The organism is Azospirillum formosense (assembly GCF_040500525.1).
Classification (GTDB): Bacteria; Pseudomonadota; Alphaproteobacteria; order Azospirillales; family Azospirillaceae; genus Azospirillum; species Azospirillum formosense_A.
Map to the genome: position 1 here is coordinate 2,700,891 of NZ_CP159402.1, position 15,347 is coordinate 2,716,237.

The window sequence follows — 15,347 nt, forward strand, 5'->3', positions numbered from 1 at the left end:
TCCGGCCGGCCGCAAGTGGGCTTTGGTGCACGGTCGGGGCCGCGCCTCAAGACGGTCCGTCACGGCCCTTCCCGGCGGGGAAGGCCCGTCATGGAATGGTAGATGTGGACCATGAAGGCGCTCGCGATCACCGGCACCAGCAGGTTGACGAAAGGAATTGTCGAAAGAAAGGCAATTACCGCGCCAGCCAAAAATGGTTTCAACGGGCTGGAGCGCCGCAGAAACCCCGCCTCCTTCCGTCCCATCCGCCGGATCGCCACCATCTCGAAATATTCGCGGCCGAGAAGATAGCCGTTGGCGGTGTAAAAGATCAGCAGGTTCAACCCCGGCACCATCAGATACAGGGGCAGGGCGAACAGATTGACCAACAGGACGATGGCGAAAAAGCGCAGCGCGGTCAGAAGTTCTTCCCCAAGGCCGGTCTGGCGGGGCGGCGGCAACTGGGGGTAGTGGCGCCGCTCCACCGCCTGCACCACCTCGTCGAGGAAGAAGCTGGACACCATGCCGACCGTGGCGGGAAACAGCACCCAGGCCAGCAGCAGGACGGCCAGCCCGCCCAGCACGTCCAGCACCCCGTCCACCCAGGCGTAGCCGGTCAGCGCGGTGTGGAACAGCGCCCACCACACGGCTCCCGCCAGCAGGGCGAAGGCCGCGATGGCGGACAGCACGCCGATCCACACGACGCGGCGGGACGCCGGGTCGGAGAGCTGTCCGATGGCGAGAAGCAGCGCGCGGATCATCCGGACTCCCGTTCGATAAGGCCAGTTCGTCTCGGCCGATGCGGCCGGGCGACGCTTATCTACGACGGCGGGCCGCTCCGTTCCAGGGGCCCTTGCGCCGCGCTTGAGATGTGAAGGCGGGCCGCTATACTCGCGCCCGGATTTCTTCCGCGGTCCAGACACCGCATTTCCCCAGCATTTCCAAGGAGCGCCCATGGCCACGGCCGAATTCGACGTCACCGGCATCGGCAACGCCATCGTCGACGTGATCGCCCATGCCGACGACGCCTTTCTCACGGCCAACGGGATCGAGAAGGGGGCGATGACGCTGATCGACGCCGCCCGCGCCGAGGAGCTGTACGGCCGCATGGGTCCGGGCATCGAGGTGTCGGGCGGTTCCGCCGGCAACACCATGGCCGGCATCGCGTCGCTGGGCGGCCGGGGGGCCTACATCGGCAAGGTCCACGGCGACCAGCTCGGCCAGGTCTTCCGCCACGACATCCGCGCCGCCGGCGTGCATTTCGAGACGGCGGCCGGACACGGCGGCGCCCCGACGGCGCGCTGCCTGATCCTGGTGACGCCGGACGCCCAGCGCTCCATGAACACCTTCCTCGGCGCCTGCGTGGAGCTGGGTCCGGAGGACATCGACGAGGCGCTGATCGCCAACTCGCAGGTCACCTACCTGGAAGGCTATCTGTGGGACCCGCCCCGCGCCAAGGAGGCGTTCCGCAAGGCGGCGTCCACCGCCCACGGCGCCGGGCGCAAGGTCTCGCTCTCGCTGTCCGACAGCTTCTGCGTCCACCGCCACCACGCGGAGTTCCTGGAGCTGGTCGAGGGCCACGTCGACATCCTGTTCGCCAACGAGCATGAGATCACCGCCCTCTACAAGACCGACCGCTTCGAGGACGCGCTGGAGGCGGTGAAGCGTCTCGGCAAGACCGCCGCCCTGACGCGCAGCGAAAAGGGCGCCGTCATCGTCTCCGGCGGCGCCGTCGTCGAGGTCCCGGCGGCCCCGGTGGCCCGCGTGGTCGACACCACGGGCGCCGGCGACCTCTACGCCGCCGGCTTCCTCTACGGCTACACCCGCGGCATGGCCCCGGCGGTGTGCGGCCGCATCGGCGCGCTGGCCGCGGCGGAGATCATCAGCCACGTCGGCGCCCGTCCGGACGTCGCGCTGGCCGATCTGCTGCCGGATCTGCTGAAGGATGCAGGCGTTCCGGCCTGATTGCCGCAAGAGGGCCTGTAGGGTATAAGCTGGCGGACCTTCCCGTCCGCCGGCTTTGCCCCCATGCAAGTGTATCTGCCGATCGCCGAGATGTCGGTCAACGCCCTGCTCGTGCTCGGCATGGGGGGGCTCGTCGGCTTCCTGTCCGGCATGTTCGGGGTGGGCGGCGGCTTCCTGATGACGCCGCTGCTGATCTTCATCGGCGTCCCGCCCGCCATCGCGGTGGGCACCCAGGCCAACCAGCTCGTCGCCGCCAGCGTGTCGGGCGTGCTCGCCCACTGGCGCCGCGGCAACGTGGACGTCAAGCTGGGCGTCGTCATGCTGCTGGGCGGCATGGTCGGCACGGTGGTCGGCGTCTGGATCTTCTCCCTGCTGCAGCGGATCGGCCAGATCGACGCGGCGATCACGCTGTCCTACGTCTTCTTCCTCGGCACCATCGGCACGATGATGATGGTGGAGGCCAGCCGCGCGCTGATCCGCCGCCGCGCCCCCACCGCCAAGCGGGGCAAGCTGCACCGCCACATGTGGCTGCACGGCCTGCCGCTGAAGATGCGCTTCCAGCGTTCCAAGCTCTACATCTCCGCCCTGCTGCCGGCCGGGATCGGGGCGGTCGGCGGGATGCTGGTGGCGATCATGGGCATCGGCGGCGGCTTCATGCTGGTGCCGGCGATGATCTACCTGCTGAACATGCCGACCGGTCTGGTGGCCGGCACCTCGCTGTTCCAGATCATCTTCACCACGGCCATGGCGACGCTGCTGCAGGCGGCGACCAACCAGACGGTGGACGTGATGCTGGCGCTCCTGCTGCTGATCGGCGGGGTGATCGGCGCGCAGTTCGGCACCAAGGCCGGCGGCCGGCTGCGCGGCGAGCAGGCCCGCCTTCTGCTGGCCTCGCTGGTCGTCGCGGTGGCGCTGAAGCTCGCCTTCGATCTGGTGGTCGAGCCGAACGACGTCTTCACCATCTCGACGAGGATGTCGTGAGGGCTGGCGGCAAGGGCGCCGGGCGGCTGTGGTCCGTCCGGGTCGCCGGCGGGCTGGCGGGGCTTCTGGCGGGGGTGTTCCTGGCCGCCACGGTGTGGGCGCAGCAGCTCGTCGCCGACCTGTCGAGCCACCTGATCGCCATCACCACCGGCTTCACCGGGACGGAGGTCGTGCTGTTCGGCACCACCGACGGGGCGGGGGACGTCGCCATCGTGGTGACCGGCCCGCGCACCCCGGTCACCGTGCGCCGCAAGGAGCGCATCGCCGGCATCTGGATCAACGCGCGCAGCGTGCGGTTCGAGCAGGTGCCCGGCTACTACATGGTCGCGACCAACCGCCCGCTGGACCAGTTCGTCGGCCGTCCGGTGCTGGAGCGCCACCAGATCGGCCTGCCGAACCTCCAGCTCGGCCCGCGCGAGCAGCTGGCCCCGGACCAGCTCGCCCTGTTCCGCTCCGCCCTGATCCGCAACAAGCAGCGGGCCGGGCTCTACGGCATCACGCTGGGGCAGGTGTCCTTCCTGGGCGAGCGGCTGTTCCGGACGAACATCTATTTTCCGGCCAACGTGCCGACGGGGCTGTACAATGTCGAGGCGCTGCTGATCCGCGACGGCGAGGTGGTCAGCGCCCAGACCACGCCGCTGGTGGTGTCCAAGGTCGGCTTCAGCGCGGAAATCTACGACTTTGCGCGCAACCAGCCGATGATTTACGGTGTTGCCGCGGTGATTGGCGCCATCGCCGCCGGCTGGCTGGCCGGCGCCATCTTCCGGAGGGTGTGACCGATGTCCGATCCGATTGCGACCGATCCGATTGCGACCGCTTCCACGGCGGCCGGCCCGGCCGCGGCCGAACCGGAGGCCGCGGCCAAGCCGCCGGTCCGCATCTTCCTGGTCGTGGTGGACGAGAGCCCGGAGCTTCAGCTCGCCCTGCGCTACGCCTGCCTGCGCGCCCGCAAGTCCGGGGGCAAGGTGGCGTTGCTCTACGTCATCGAGCCGGGCGAGGCGCAGCAGTGGCTGGCCCTGGAGAACCTGATGCGCGAGGAACAGCGCGCGGAGGCGGAGCAGAAGCTGCAGAAGCTCGCCCGCGACGTGAACCGGCTGACCGGCACGCTGCCGGCCCTGTACGTGCGCGAGGGCAACCGCCGCGACGAGGTGCTGGCCCTGATCGACGAGGAGCCGAGCATCTCCATCCTCGTTCTGGCCGCCGGCGTCGAGCCGGAAGGGCCGGGGCCGCTGATCTCCTACTTCACCAACCGCGGCCTCGCCAAGATGCGCATTCCGTTGACCATCGTGCCGGGCGGCATCGGCGTCGACGCGCTGGACGCCATCACTTAAGGCGTCGGCTGCGCTTTAGCGGCCATAAAGCGCGGTGAGGCTGCGCTGGTCGATGTCGGACCGGTCGTCGGTCAGCACCGGGTGCCCGGCCAGTTCCGCGGGGGCCAGCGTCTCCAGGATGCGCGAGGCCGCGTACGCCGCACCCGGCGGAACGGCGCGCAGGCGTACGCTCAGCTCGTTAAGCGTACGCGCCTCCTTCGTGGCGATCAGCAGATAGTTCCCGCGTCCGGCGTCGGCGACGTACACCGACGGGAAGACCGCCCCCTGCGTTGCCGCCAGCGGCCCGACCAGGGCGTCGCGGTCCATGGGGGAGGCGACGTTCATGACCAGCACCCCGCCCGGCGCCACCCGCCGTTCCACCGCCGCGAAGAACTCCCTCGTCGCCGTGAAGAAGGGGATCAGCGCCGTCGAGTAGAGATCGACGATCACCACGTCGTGCTGCTCCGGCGACCGCTCGACATGGCGGCGGGCGTCCTCCACGGCGACGCGCACCTCGGGCCGCAGGCCGAATTTTTCGCGCGCCACCTCGACCACCGCGGGGTCCAGCTCCACCCCCAGGATGTCGGCGCCGGGCCAGACGTCGAGGATTTCCTTGGCGGCGGCCCCGCCGGCCAGACCCAGCACCAGGACGCGCGTGCCGTTGCCCAAGGCGGGGACGGTGGCGAACAGGTCGTAATAGAGGCCGGTCGGCCCGCCGTCCTTGCGCAGACGCGACTGGGTGGCCCAGGCCACGTTCAGATGCAGGCGGATCTGCTCGGCGTCCTCCTGCACCATGATCGTGTTGTGCGGCGTCTCGCGGTAGAGGGCGAAGCCCTGGCCCTCGCCATGGCCGGCGGCCCAGGCCAGCGGCACCGCCAGGGCCGCGGCGGCGGCCACCCGTTTCCCACCCGGAACGAACAGGCAGGCGAGCGCCGGCAGGACCGCCGCCAACGCGTAGCCCGCCGACACCCCGACCTGCGGGATGGCGTAGAAGGAGGCGAAGAAGGTGCCGCCGATGCTGCCCAGCGTGCCGACCGCGTAGATCCGCCCCGCCGCCGCCGCACCGGTCAGGCTGCTCAGGCCCGCGCAGATCGGCGACACCATGGCCAGCGCGAAGGACGGCAGCCCAAGGATCAGCGCCGCCCCGACGACCGACCCCTCGACCGCGTTGAAGCGGCCCGCGGCATCGGCCAGCATCGGCTTGCCCAGCCAGGGCGTCAGCGCCGCGGCGGCGACCCCGGCCAGCAGGGCGGCGCGCAGCGCCGGCACCGCCTTCGGCCCGTCGCCGAGCTGCCCGCCGGTCCAGTAGCCGGCGGCCATGAAGGTCATCACCACGCCGATGACGGCGCCCCACTGATAGACCGAATAGCCAAAATGCGGCGCCATCAGCCGCCCGCCGAGGATTTCCATCATCATCAGCGACCAGCCCGCCGAGAAGGCGGCGGCGGCCAGCGCGAAGGAGCGGAGGGACGGGCGGGCGGGGGAGGGGGAGGGACCGCTCAAGGCCGGCAGCCGGGGTGTCGTTGCATCGCCCTAATCATCGGTCCCTTCATCGGTCTCTTCATTGGTCCTTGCCTGCTCCTTCAGCCCATACACCTCGATCGGGTCGTTCAGCCCCTTCACCGGGTGCCAGCCGACCGAGACGAGGCGGCTGGCGCAGGCCTCCGCCACCTCGGCGGAGGTCAGAACGTTGCGCTCCAGCCGGCTGCACAGCCCCTCGATCCGGCTGACCAGATTGACCGCCGGGCCGATGACGGTGAAGTCCAGCCGGTTGGCGGAGCCGATGTTGCCGTACATGACCTCGCCCATGTGCAGCGCGATGCCGCAGCGCAGGGTGGGCTGGCCCCAGGCGGCGCGTTCGGCGTTGCGGGCGGCCATGTCGGTCAGGGCCTCCTGCGCGGCGTCCAGCGCCTTGGTGCAGGCGGCCGCCCCGGTCGGGTCGCTCTCCTCCAGCGGGAAGATGGCCAGCATGGCGTCGCCGATGAACTTCATGATCTCGCCGCCGCGGCTTTCCACGGCGCCGCCCATGATCTCGAAATAGCCGTTCAGCAGGGCGATCAGCTCCTCGCGCGGCAGCCGGTCGGCCAGCGAGGTGAAGCCGCGCAGGTCGCAGTACCACAGCACGGCGCGGACGTTGGCGCCGGTGCCGCGGCGGATGTCGCCGGACAGGATGCGCGCGCCGGTGCGGTGGCCGACATAGGTGTCCAGGACCGTCGTCGCCAGCCGCCGCAGCGCCAGCGTCTCCAGCACCGCGCCCAGCGCCGGCAGCACCGCGTCGACCAGCGCCAGATCGGCGGTGGAGAAGCCGCCGGGCCGGTCGGTGGTGAAGCTCAGCACGTTGCGCCGCCCCCCGGCGAACAGCACCGTCATGGCGACATAGTCCGTCGCCCCCTGCGCCTTCAGCTCGGCGAAGACCGGGTATGGGTAGGGTGGCTCCATCTGCTCCAGCCGATAGCGCAGGCCGTCGGCGCCGTCCTCGATCAGGGTGGCGAAGGGGCTGGTCAGGTATTCGTTGCTGGTCTCGGTTCCGTGGGCGCGGGTGGCGATCTCCACCTGCTCGGCGTTGCGGCGCCAGAAGAAGGCGATGGTGCGGATCTGCGGGTGCAGCAGGGGCAGGGCGCAGACGACGCGCAGCAACGGGACGCCGGACGCCATCAGGCGCCGGCAGAAGCGGTCCATCATCGTCTCGAAGCCGGGGGCGTGCCGGCCTTCCAGCAACAGCCATTCGACGACCTCCCGCGCGGCGGCGTCGATGGATGGGGCCGCAGGGGTGGCCGCAGGGATGGACGGTGCGGCGGCCGCGGGCGGTGCCATGCTCACGGATCGATAACCATAAAGATGCGATGCTTGATCTGTCGGCGGATTCTGCCCAAGTTTCGCCTACGCCGCCAGTGTTGTTCGGCGCCGATGGAGGATATCACCATGTTCATTCAGACCGAGCAGACGCCCAACCCGGCGACTCTCAAGTTCCTGCCGGGGCGTGACGTGCTCGGACGCGGCACCGCGGACTTCCCGTCCCGCGATGTTGCCGCCGCTTCGCCGCTGGCCCAGCGGCTGTTCGAGATCGACGGGGTCCAGGGCGTGTTCCTGGGCGCCGATTTCGTGACCATCACCAAGGCCGGCGACAAGGAGTGGTTCCTGCTGAAGCCGTCGATCCTCGGCGTCATCATGGAGCATTTCACCGCCAACCGGCCGGTGCTGCTGGAAGAGACCGGCGACGGCCACGCCGCCAGCGCGGACGACGACGAGATCGTCACCCAGATCAAGGAGCTGCTGGACACCCGCGTGCGCCCGGCGGTGGCCCAGGACGGCGGCGACATCACCTTCTACGGCTTCGAGGAGGGCGTGGTGTACCTGGAGATGAAGGGAGCCTGCTCCGGCTGCCCCAGCTCCACCGCCACGCTGAAGGCCGGCATCGAGAACATGCTGCGCCACTACATTCCCGAGGTGGTCGAGGTCCGCGCCGTCCGCTGACCGCTTTCACCGGACGGGCGCGGCCTGTGCCGGCCGTGCCCGCCGGTGTCTCTCCGCCTGATCCGGCCAACTATTCCGGAACCACGAACTGCATGCCCAGCCAGCGCCAGCGTCCCTCGGGGGCGGGCAGAGTGCAGTTCACGCGCGTGCGGCCCGGCGGGAAGGGGGCGCGGATGCGCACCTCCACCCGGTCCTCCGTCACGCGCTCCAGCGCGGTGCGGCCCTGGCCGGCGGCGAAGCAGGCCAGACGCGCGATGTCGCCGATCTCGTCCGACACGGTGAAGCCGATCGACGGCGGGTTGACGGTCAGAAGCGGATCGTCGGGCGTCAGGTCGGTCACCGGCAGCGGCAGCGCGCTGGCGGCCAGCCGGAAGCGGTCCACGCTGCCGAAGCTCTCGTTCATCACGAAACGCGGCAGGGTCGCCCGGTCGGCCTGCGGGTGCAGGACGCCCGACTGCTGGCCGAAGGCGGCGGCGAAGCCCTGCTCCGTCACGATGGTCCGCACCGCCGACGACACCTCGCCCTGCGGGTAGGCGAACAGCGCGGGGCGCTGGCCGGTCTCCGCCTGCAGCCGGTCGGCCATGCGGCGCAGCTCCGCCCTCACCTCCTCGGCGGGGCGGGACACCAGCGACTGGGTGGAAGCGCCGAGCCCGCCGAGCGTGACCCCGGCGGCGGCGAGCTGCCGCACCTCCGCCCAGGTCATGTGGGCGGGCGACCCGCGGTCGACGGCATCGGTCGCCACGAACAGGGTGAAGGGCAGGCCCGCCGCCTTCAGCCGGGGCCACGCCTCGCGGAAGGCGGAGCGGCTGGCCTCGTCGATGGTGATCGCCACCGTGCGGTCGGGCAGCGGCGCGCCGCTGCGCAGCGCCTCCAGGATGCGGGGCAGGGGCAGGACCTGATAGTCGCCGTCCTTGAGCTCGTCCAGATGGGCTTCGAACTGGTCGATGCGGATGCTGATGGACGGGGTCTGGTCCTCGCCGAAGCGATCGTAGGCGAAGACGACGGCGGTGCTCGCCGTCCCATCCACCCCGACGCCGGGCGCCGCAACGCCGGGGCTTCCCGCCAGGGCCTGGAAGGTCCAGGCGGCGGCCACGGCGAAGAGTGCGGCGGCGCGGCGGAACGGCATGGCGGCCTGTCGTGGGTGCGGAACGGTCGCGCGGCCGGACCGGGGCCCGGCTGCGCAAGGGCTGGTGTGGCACAGGCATGGCGCCGCGAACAAGTCCGCAACACGCACGATGCGCTTCGGGCGCTTTCGTGATGCAGCCTTGCAACAACCCCAGTGACATTAGGCCCTATGGTGTCCGGCCGGGGCCGGACTGACGGGGGTTCAGCCCGTCCTCATCCCGTCCTCAGCCCGCCCATCATCAGGCCACCGAGCGCGGCGTCGGTCAGCAGCGGGTAGCGCTGCTCGTCCGGCAGCTGGTAGTGCCACCACTCGCAGCTGTAATGCCGCCAGCCCGCCGCCGTCATGACGCCGAGGAGGGCGGCGCGGTTGCGCTGCTGCTCGGTGGTCAGGTCGGTGCGGCCATGGTGGGACTGTTCGGTCATGTCGTCGAAGCCGGTGCCCATGTCCAGCGGGCGCCCGTTGCCGTCGGCCAGAGTCAGGTCCACCGCGACGCCGCGGGAATGGGTGGAGCCGGCCGACGGGTCGGCGATGTAGGAGGGATCGGGCAGCGCCCGCCACAAGGCCCATTGCGCCTCGACCGGGCGGAAGGCATCGTACAGCCGCAACCGGCAGCCGATGCCGCGCGCCAGCCGGATCGCCGCGCGCAGCGCCACCGCCGCGTCGGGGTGCAGCAGGCAATGCGGGTGCCGGTAGATGGGCACCCCGGTCAGGTTGTCCGGCGTGGCGTACAGCAGCTCGATGTCGACGTCGAAGTCCGGTGGTGCGATGGGTGTGAGCATGATCCATGCCGTCAGGGAAGGTCGGGGCTGTCTATCACGCTCTTGACCCAGGCTTGAAGTGGGGCTTTGAAGATGGCGGACCTGACGACGCGTGTGAGGCGATGAGAGTTCTGGGACTGGACACGGCGACCTCCGGCTGCTCGGCGGCGCTGTGGGACGACGGCGCCGTCACGGCGCGGCGGCGCGAGCCGATGGCCCGCGGGCAGGCGGAGGCTCTGGTGCCGCTGGCGCAGGCCGCTCTGGCGGACGCCGGCTGCGCCTTCGACGCGCTCGACCGCATCGCCGTGACCGTCGGGCCGGGCGCCTTCACCGGTCTGCGCATCGCGCTGGCCGCGGCGCGCGGCTTCGCCGTCGCCGCCGGGCTGCCGGTGGTCGGGGTCACCAGCTTCGATGCGATCGCCCACGGCCTGCCGGAGGCGGAGCGGGACGGCCGGACCGTTCTGGTCGCCGTGGATTCCCGCCGCGCCGAGCCGTTCCTGCAACTTTTCCACCCGGACCTGACGCCGTTCGGCGAACCGGCCATGCTGGAGCCCGCCGCGGTGCCGGGCTGGCTCGACCGGCTGCTCTCCGGCGGGGACGGAACCCGGCCGCTGCTGGTCGCCGGGGACGGGGCGGCGGCGTTGCGCCCGCTCCTGGAGGGGCGTGCCGACACCGCCTTCGCCGCCGGGCCGGGAACGCCCGACGCCGCCGTGGTCGCCACCCTGGGCGCGCGGCGGGAGGCCGGGTTGCCGGCCCAGCCCTTCTACCTGCGTCCGCCCGACGTCTCGCTGCCGCGGAAGACGGCATGACGGCGGCCCCGCCCGGGACGTCCGGTTACGGGATGTCCCATCCGGTCCGACTTCAAACGGCCGGCCTCGCCGACGCCGCGGTGATCGCGGCCCTGCAGCAGGGGTGCTTTCCCGACGATCCCTGGGGCAGCGAGGCGGTCGCCAGCCTGATCGGCCAGCCCGGCTTCTTCGCCGCGCTGGCCTTGCGGGAGGGCGCGGAGGGCGACGATCCGGTCGGCTTCCTGCTCGCGCGGGTTGCCGCCGAGGACGGCGAGATCATCGCCGTCGGCGTTCGCGCCGACGCGCGGGGGCAGGGGACCGGGCGGCGTCTGGTCGCGGCGGCGCTGGACGGCGCGCGGGCGCTGGGCGCCACGGCGCTGTTCCTTGAAGTCGCCGAAGACAATGGCGCGGCGCAATTCCTGTATCAATCATGTGGTTTCTTTGCCGTGGGCCGTCGTCCCGGCTATTACCGCAGGGCGGACGGAAGGGTTGCCGCCCTGGTGTTGCGGTATTCGTACACCGACAAATAAACCTTAACCTTTCTGAACCCACAGGCGGTGCACTCCGTCCGGCTCATCCGGATTTTCGGGCGTCACGGCGAGAATGGAGTGGCCCAGTTCGGCTAAGGATCGGGGTACATTCTCCAAGGGTTCGCCAGCGTTCAGCCGGACTTCAAGCGTCTGCCCGGCCGCCATGCGCTCCACCGACAACTTGGTCTTGACGAAGGTTAACGGGCACACCTCGTTGGTGATGTCCAAAAACAAATCCGGAGAATTTTTTTCGTACACTGCTTCCTCTTTAAGAGCAAAGGATGGATATTGCGCGCGGCCACAAACCTCTTTATATGGAGAGGAACGCCAAGCTGCGGAGCAAGCTTACATGAGCAATGGTAACCCTTCCAACGCGCTGTTGTCTCTGACCACGGAGATCGTGGCGGCGCATGTCTCGAACAATACAGTCGCTCTCGGCGATCTTCCGACGCTGATTGAGCAGGTGTACAAGTCACTCGCGAATGTCGGGACCGAGCCAGTTGCGACTGAGGAGCGTCCGCAGCCCGCGGTGCCCATCAAGAAGTCCGTCACTCCCGACTACATTGTATGCCTGGAGGATGGCAAGAAGCTGAAGATGCTGAAGCGGCATCTGAAGACGGCCTACGACATGTCGCCGGAGGAATACCGCGACCGCTGGGGCCTGCCGGCCGACTATCCGATGGTCGCCCCGAACTACGCCCGCCAGCGCAGCTCGCTGGCCAAGCAGATCGGTCTCGGCACCCGCGCCCGCCGCGGCGCGGCCTGAGGTCCAGGTCCATCAAGCTTGTGCGTTGGTGTCCGGCGGACCGCCGCTGTTCGGTCCGGTCCGCCCCGGAACCCCATCGCCCGGATGTGACCGCTTCTTCCTTCCCGCGTGATCATTGCCGCGCCGCCGTCCCCGTTCGCCGGGGCCGGACCCTGTGGCTTGCCCGGAGTCCGGGCTTGCCGGGGCGGGATCGTCACGTCGCGGTTGACCGGCAACCGGCCATTCGTGTTATCCCTGTTCCGTGCCCGACCGGGCTCCGGATGGAGAACCGGCGGTTGCCGCGACCCGAACAACGCCAGCAAAGCGTCGAGTATGGCTGATACAGGCACGGACCAGGGCAGCTCTTCGGATCTGCGCATGGGCTCCCTCGAAGTTCGGCTGGCCGAAAGCGCCGCCGAGATCGATTGGGCGCAGGCGTTGCGCTACCGCGTCTTCTACGAAGAGATGTCGGCGGTGCCGTCGCCGGACATGGCCGCGCGCCATCGCGACTTCGACGATTTCGACACCATCTGCGACCATCTGCTGGTCATCGACCACGCCCGCGGCGACGGCCCGGAATCCGTGGTCGGCACCTACCGGTTGATCCGCCGCCCGGCGGCGGCCAAGGCCGGGCGCTTCTATTCCAGCGACGAATACGACATCGGGCGGCTGGTCAGCTATCCGGGGGAAATCCTGGAGCTGGGGCGGTCCTGCGTCGATGCGGCCTACCGCACGCGCGGCAGCAGCATGCAGCTGCTGTGGCGGGGCATCGCGGCCTATGTCTTCCACCACGACATCGCGGTGATGTTCGGCTGCGCCAGCCTGCCGGGCACCGACCCGGTGGCGATGGCCGAGCCGCTCGCCTACCTGCACCACTTCCATCTGGCCCCGGAGGAGCTGCGCCCGGTGGCGCTGCCGGAACGCTATGTCGGCATGGACCTGATGCCCCGCGACCGGATCGACCCCAAGCGCGCGCTGTCCGTTCTGCCGCCGCTGATCAAGGGCTATCTGCGGCTGGGCGGCTTCATCGGCGACGGCGCGGTGATCGATCACCAGTTCAACACCACCGATGTGTCGATCGTGGTGAAGACCGACCTGATCACCAACAAGTACTCCAAGCATTACGAGCGGCGCAGCCGCGACGCCCAGATCGCGTGATTTGCGACGGCATCAGGAGACGGGTGGCATGACGGCGGTGGATGCAACCGGTGCGCGCGCCCTGGGATCGCCGGTGCGCGGCGGCCTGCGCCTGGCGGTATATCTGCTGTGGACGCTGCTGCTGATCCCGGCGCAGGCGCTGGCCGTCGCGTTGCGCTCGCCGCTGCGCCACCGCATCCCGCAATTCTACCACCGGGTCTGCGCCGCCATCCTGGGCATCGGCGTCGTGGTGCGCGGCGAACGCGCCACGGACGGGCCGGTGCTGTTCGTTTCCAACCATTCCTCCTACCTCGACATCACGGTGCTGGGGTCGGTCATTCCGGGCTCCTTCGTGGCGAAGAGCGAGGTTGCCGGCTGGCCCTTCTTCGGGGTGCTGGCGAAGCTCCAGCAGACCGTCTTCGTCGAGCGCAAGGCCCGCTCCGGGGTGGAGAAGCAGCGCGACGAGCTGGGCGCCCGGCTGGACGCCGGCGACAGCCTGATCCTGTTCCCCGAAGGCACCTCCAGCGACGGCAACCGCACGCTCCCCTTCAAGACGGCGCTGTTCGCGGTGGCCGCCCGCCGCATCGGGGACCGGCCGCTGACCGTCCAGCCGGTCAGCATCGCGCCGACGCGGCTGGACGGCATCCCGATGGGGATCGCCTTCCGTCCCTGTTACGCGTGGTACGGCGACATGGATCTCGCCCCCCATCTGTGGACCGTCTTCACGCTGGGCCGCATGACGGTGGAGGTGGAGTTCCATCCCCCCGTGACCATCGATGGCTTCTCCAGCCGCAAGGCCCTCGCCGACCATTGCCAGCGCGCCGTGGCGCGGGGCGTGGAGCGCGCGGTGTCCGGAAAGCCGTTGCCCGCCGCAACAGCGTGACGGAAACTTTCCACACCGCGAAATAAACGGGCCGCGAAATGATTGGTCGGCGCGCGGGCACGATTGACTCGTTTTCCCGCACTCGTGCTACCATATCGGCAGGGTGCGATGCCGCGACGCGGCGGGTCGCGCGCCGGATTGCGCCGCCTGGCCGGTGCCGTCCAGGCGCGCGTTTTTGCATTTGTCGAGATCACGGTCGGCCAAGATACGGTCGGCCAGGATCGCGGCTGGTCGGATCGTTCAGCGCTGTGGAAGGGATCGTTGAGTAAGAAGCTCTTCATCAAGACCTGGGGTTGCCAGATGAACGTCTACGACTCCGCCCGCATGGCGGATGTCCTGGCACCTCTGGGCTACCGGCCGGTGGACGAGCCGGACGGCGCCGACATGGTGATCCTCAACACCTGCCACATCCGCGAAAAGGCCTCCGAGAAGGTGTTCTCGGAGCTGGGCCGCCTGCGCCAGCTCAAGGACGTCAAGGCGGAGGCCGGCGACGGCCGCATGATCGTCGCGGTGGCCGGCTGCGTCGCCCAGGCCGAGGGCGAGGAGATCGTCGCCCGCGCCCCCTTCGTGGACATGGTCTTCGGGCCGCAGACCTACCACACCCTGCCGGAGATGGTGGCCAAGGCCAGCCGCAAGGCGGGCAGCGTCCTGAACACGGACTTCCCCGTGGAGTCCAAGTTCGACTTCCTGCCGGACGAGAGCGCCGGGCAGGGGGTCTCCGCCTTCCTGGCGGTGCAGGAGGGCTGCGACAAGTTCTGCACCTTCTGCGTGGTGCCCTACACCCGCGGCGCCGAGTTCTCCCGTCCCGGCGCCCAGATCGTGGCGGAGGCCCGGCGCCTCGTCGCCGGCGGCACGCGTGAGATCAACCTGCTCGGCCAGAACGTCAACGCCTGGCACGGGGATGGGCCGGACGGCACCACCTGGGGCCTCGGGCGCCTGATCCGCGAACTGGCGGAGATCGACGGGCTGGAGCGCATCCGCTACACCACCTCGCACCCGCGCGACATGGAGGACGACCTCATCCGCGCCCACGCCGAGGTGCCGCAGCTCATGCCCTACCTGCATCTTCCGGTGCAGGCCGGGTCGGACCGCGTGCTGGCGGCGATGAACCGCAAGCACACGGCGGACGACTACCGCCGCATCGTCGACCGGCTGCGCGCCGCCAAGCCGGACCTGGCGCTGTCGGGCGACTTCATCGTCGGCTTCCCCGGCGAGAGCGACGCCGATTTCGCGGCGACGCTGCGCCTCGTCACCGACGTCGGCTACGCCCAGGCCTATTCCTTCAAGTACAGCCCGCGCCCCGGCACCCCGGCGGCGCTGGAGCACGCCCAGGTGCCCGAGGATGTCAAGGAGGCCCGTCTGGCCGCGCTCCAGCAGTTGCTGAACGCGCAGCAGCAGGCCTTCAACGAGAGCTTCGTCGGGCGCACCGTGCCGGTCCTGTTCGACCGCGTCGGCAAGCGCACCGGCCAGCTCCTGGGCAAGAGCCCCTTTCTGCAGTCGGTGCACGCCGAGGCCAACGAGCGGCTGCTCGGCCGCATCGTCGCGGTGCGCATCGACGCGGCCCATCCGAACAGCCTTGCCGGCAGCGTGGCGACCGGTGAATACCGCAGCTCCGCCACCGGCACGCAACCCGTGGAGGCGACCGTTTGAACGGCTTGCCCGATCAGCGCC

17 protein-coding genes are annotated in these 15,347 nt (G+C 69.9%); 11 read left to right on the top strand and 6 right to left on the bottom strand.

Features of this window, described 5'->3' with window-relative positions; all coding sequences use genetic code 11:
- Positions 1-59 precede the first annotated feature (59 nt).
- Entirely contained in the window at positions 60-740 is a 681-nt protein-coding gene (locus ABVN73_RS12910; protein WP_353858330.1) for an EI24 domain-containing protein, read from the bottom strand.
- Between the two features lie 193 nt (positions 741-933).
- Between ABVN73_RS12910 and ABVN73_RS12915 the strand changes: the two genes are divergently transcribed.
- The 4 genes from ABVN73_RS12915 to ABVN73_RS12930 all read left to right on the top strand — a co-directional run bounded on the left by ABVN73_RS12915 (position 934) and on the right by ABVN73_RS12930 (position 4,256).
- On the top strand, positions 934-1,944 hold the full coding sequence (locus tag ABVN73_RS12915; protein ID WP_353858331.1) for an adenosine kinase: 1,011 nt from the start codon (positions 934-936) through the stop codon (positions 1,942-1,944).
- Positions 1,945-2,007: 63 nt separating this feature from the next.
- Entirely contained in the window at positions 2,008-2,925 is a 918-nt protein-coding gene (locus ABVN73_RS12920) for a sulfite exporter TauE/SafE family protein (RefSeq protein WP_353858332.1), read from the top strand.
- Entirely contained in the window at positions 2,922-3,701 is a 780-nt protein-coding gene (locus tag ABVN73_RS12925; protein WP_353858333.1) for a TIGR02186 family protein, read from the top strand. The genes ABVN73_RS12920 and ABVN73_RS12925 overlap by 4 nt, the downstream gene beginning before the upstream one ends.
- A 3-nt stretch (positions 3,702-3,704) precedes the next feature.
- Positions 3,705-4,256, top strand: coding sequence for a universal stress protein (locus ABVN73_RS12930; protein ID WP_353858334.1), 552 nt, complete (start codon positions 3,705-3,707; stop codon positions 4,254-4,256).
- A 15-nt stretch (positions 4,257-4,271) separates the two neighbouring features.
- Here ABVN73_RS12930 and ABVN73_RS12935 read toward each other — a convergent pair whose 3' ends face one another.
- Positions 4,272-5,738, bottom strand: coding sequence for a fused MFS/spermidine synthase (locus ABVN73_RS12935; RefSeq protein WP_353858335.1), 1,467 nt, complete (start codon positions 5,736-5,738; stop codon positions 4,272-4,274).
- Positions 5,739-5,768: 30 nt separating this feature from the next.
- Positions 5,769-7,049 carry an adenylate/guanylate cyclase domain-containing protein gene (locus tag ABVN73_RS12940; RefSeq protein WP_353858336.1) on the bottom strand — a complete coding sequence of 427 codons (1,281 nt, stop codon included), beginning with the start codon at positions 7,047-7,049 and terminating at the stop codon, positions 5,769-5,771.
- Between the two features lie 108 nt (positions 7,050-7,157).
- Here ABVN73_RS12940 and ABVN73_RS12945 point away from each other — a divergent pair, with 108 nt between their 5' ends.
- Positions 7,158-7,709 (top strand): NifU family protein, encoded by a 552-nt coding sequence (locus ABVN73_RS12945; protein WP_353858337.1) that lies wholly within the window; start codon positions 7,158-7,160, stop codon positions 7,707-7,709.
- Positions 7,710-7,779: 70 nt separating this feature from the next.
- Here the strand turns inward: ABVN73_RS12945 and ABVN73_RS12950 are convergent, their stop codons facing one another.
- Together ABVN73_RS12950 and ddpX are read right to left on the bottom strand one after the other, a co-directional pair.
- Positions 7,780-8,835 carry a polysaccharide deacetylase family protein gene (locus ABVN73_RS12950; protein WP_353858338.1) on the bottom strand — a complete coding sequence of 352 codons (1,056 nt, stop codon included), beginning with the start codon at positions 8,833-8,835 and terminating at the stop codon, positions 7,780-7,782.
- Between the two features lie 212 nt (positions 8,836-9,047).
- Positions 9,048-9,614, bottom strand: coding sequence for a D-alanyl-D-alanine dipeptidase (gene ddpX, locus ABVN73_RS12955; protein WP_353858339.1), 567 nt, complete (start codon positions 9,612-9,614; stop codon positions 9,048-9,050).
- A 101-nt stretch (positions 9,615-9,715) separates the two neighbouring features.
- On the opposite strand from ddpX, the gene tsaB reads away from it, so the two are divergent.
- A complete protein-coding gene (tsaB, locus tag ABVN73_RS12960) occupies positions 9,716-10,402 on the top strand; it encodes a tRNA (adenosine(37)-N6)-threonylcarbamoyltransferase complex dimerization subunit type 1 TsaB (protein ID WP_353858340.1) in 687 nt (228 codons plus the stop codon).
- Positions 10,399-10,911, top strand: coding sequence for a GNAT family N-acetyltransferase (locus ABVN73_RS12965; protein ID WP_353858341.1), 513 nt, complete (start codon positions 10,399-10,401; stop codon positions 10,909-10,911). The genes tsaB and ABVN73_RS12965 overlap by 4 nt, the downstream gene beginning before the upstream one ends.
- Before the next feature lie 3 nt (positions 10,912-10,914).
- On the opposite strand, the gene ABVN73_RS12970 is transcribed toward ABVN73_RS12965, so the two are convergent.
- Complete coding sequence (locus ABVN73_RS12970) at positions 10,915-11,169, bottom strand: sulfurtransferase TusA family protein (protein WP_353858342.1); 255 nt, start codon at positions 11,167-11,169, stop codon at positions 10,915-10,917.
- A gap of 91 nt (positions 11,170-11,260) precedes the next feature.
- On the opposite strand from ABVN73_RS12970, the gene ABVN73_RS12975 reads away from it, so the two are divergent.
- The 4 genes from ABVN73_RS12975 (at position 11,261) to miaB (ending at position 15,326) form a co-directional block, all read left to right on the top strand.
- Positions 11,261-11,677 carry a MucR family transcriptional regulator gene (locus tag ABVN73_RS12975; RefSeq protein ID WP_014238866.1) on the top strand — a complete coding sequence of 139 codons (417 nt, stop codon included), beginning with the start codon at positions 11,261-11,263 and terminating at the stop codon, positions 11,675-11,677.
- A 312-nt stretch (positions 11,678-11,989) separates the two neighbouring features.
- On the top strand, positions 11,990-12,814 hold the full coding sequence (locus tag ABVN73_RS12980) for a GNAT family N-acyltransferase (protein WP_353858343.1): 825 nt from the start codon (positions 11,990-11,992) through the stop codon (positions 12,812-12,814).
- Between the two features lie 28 nt (positions 12,815-12,842).
- Positions 12,843-13,676, top strand: coding sequence for a lysophospholipid acyltransferase family protein (locus tag ABVN73_RS12985; RefSeq protein WP_353858344.1), 834 nt, complete (start codon positions 12,843-12,845; stop codon positions 13,674-13,676).
- 261 nt (positions 13,677-13,937) lie between these two features.
- Positions 13,938-15,326, top strand: coding sequence for a tRNA (N6-isopentenyl adenosine(37)-C2)-methylthiotransferase MiaB (miaB, locus tag ABVN73_RS12990; protein WP_353858345.1), 1,389 nt, complete (start codon positions 13,938-13,940; stop codon positions 15,324-15,326).
- The last annotated feature ends 21 nt before the right edge of the window (positions 15,327-15,347 follow it).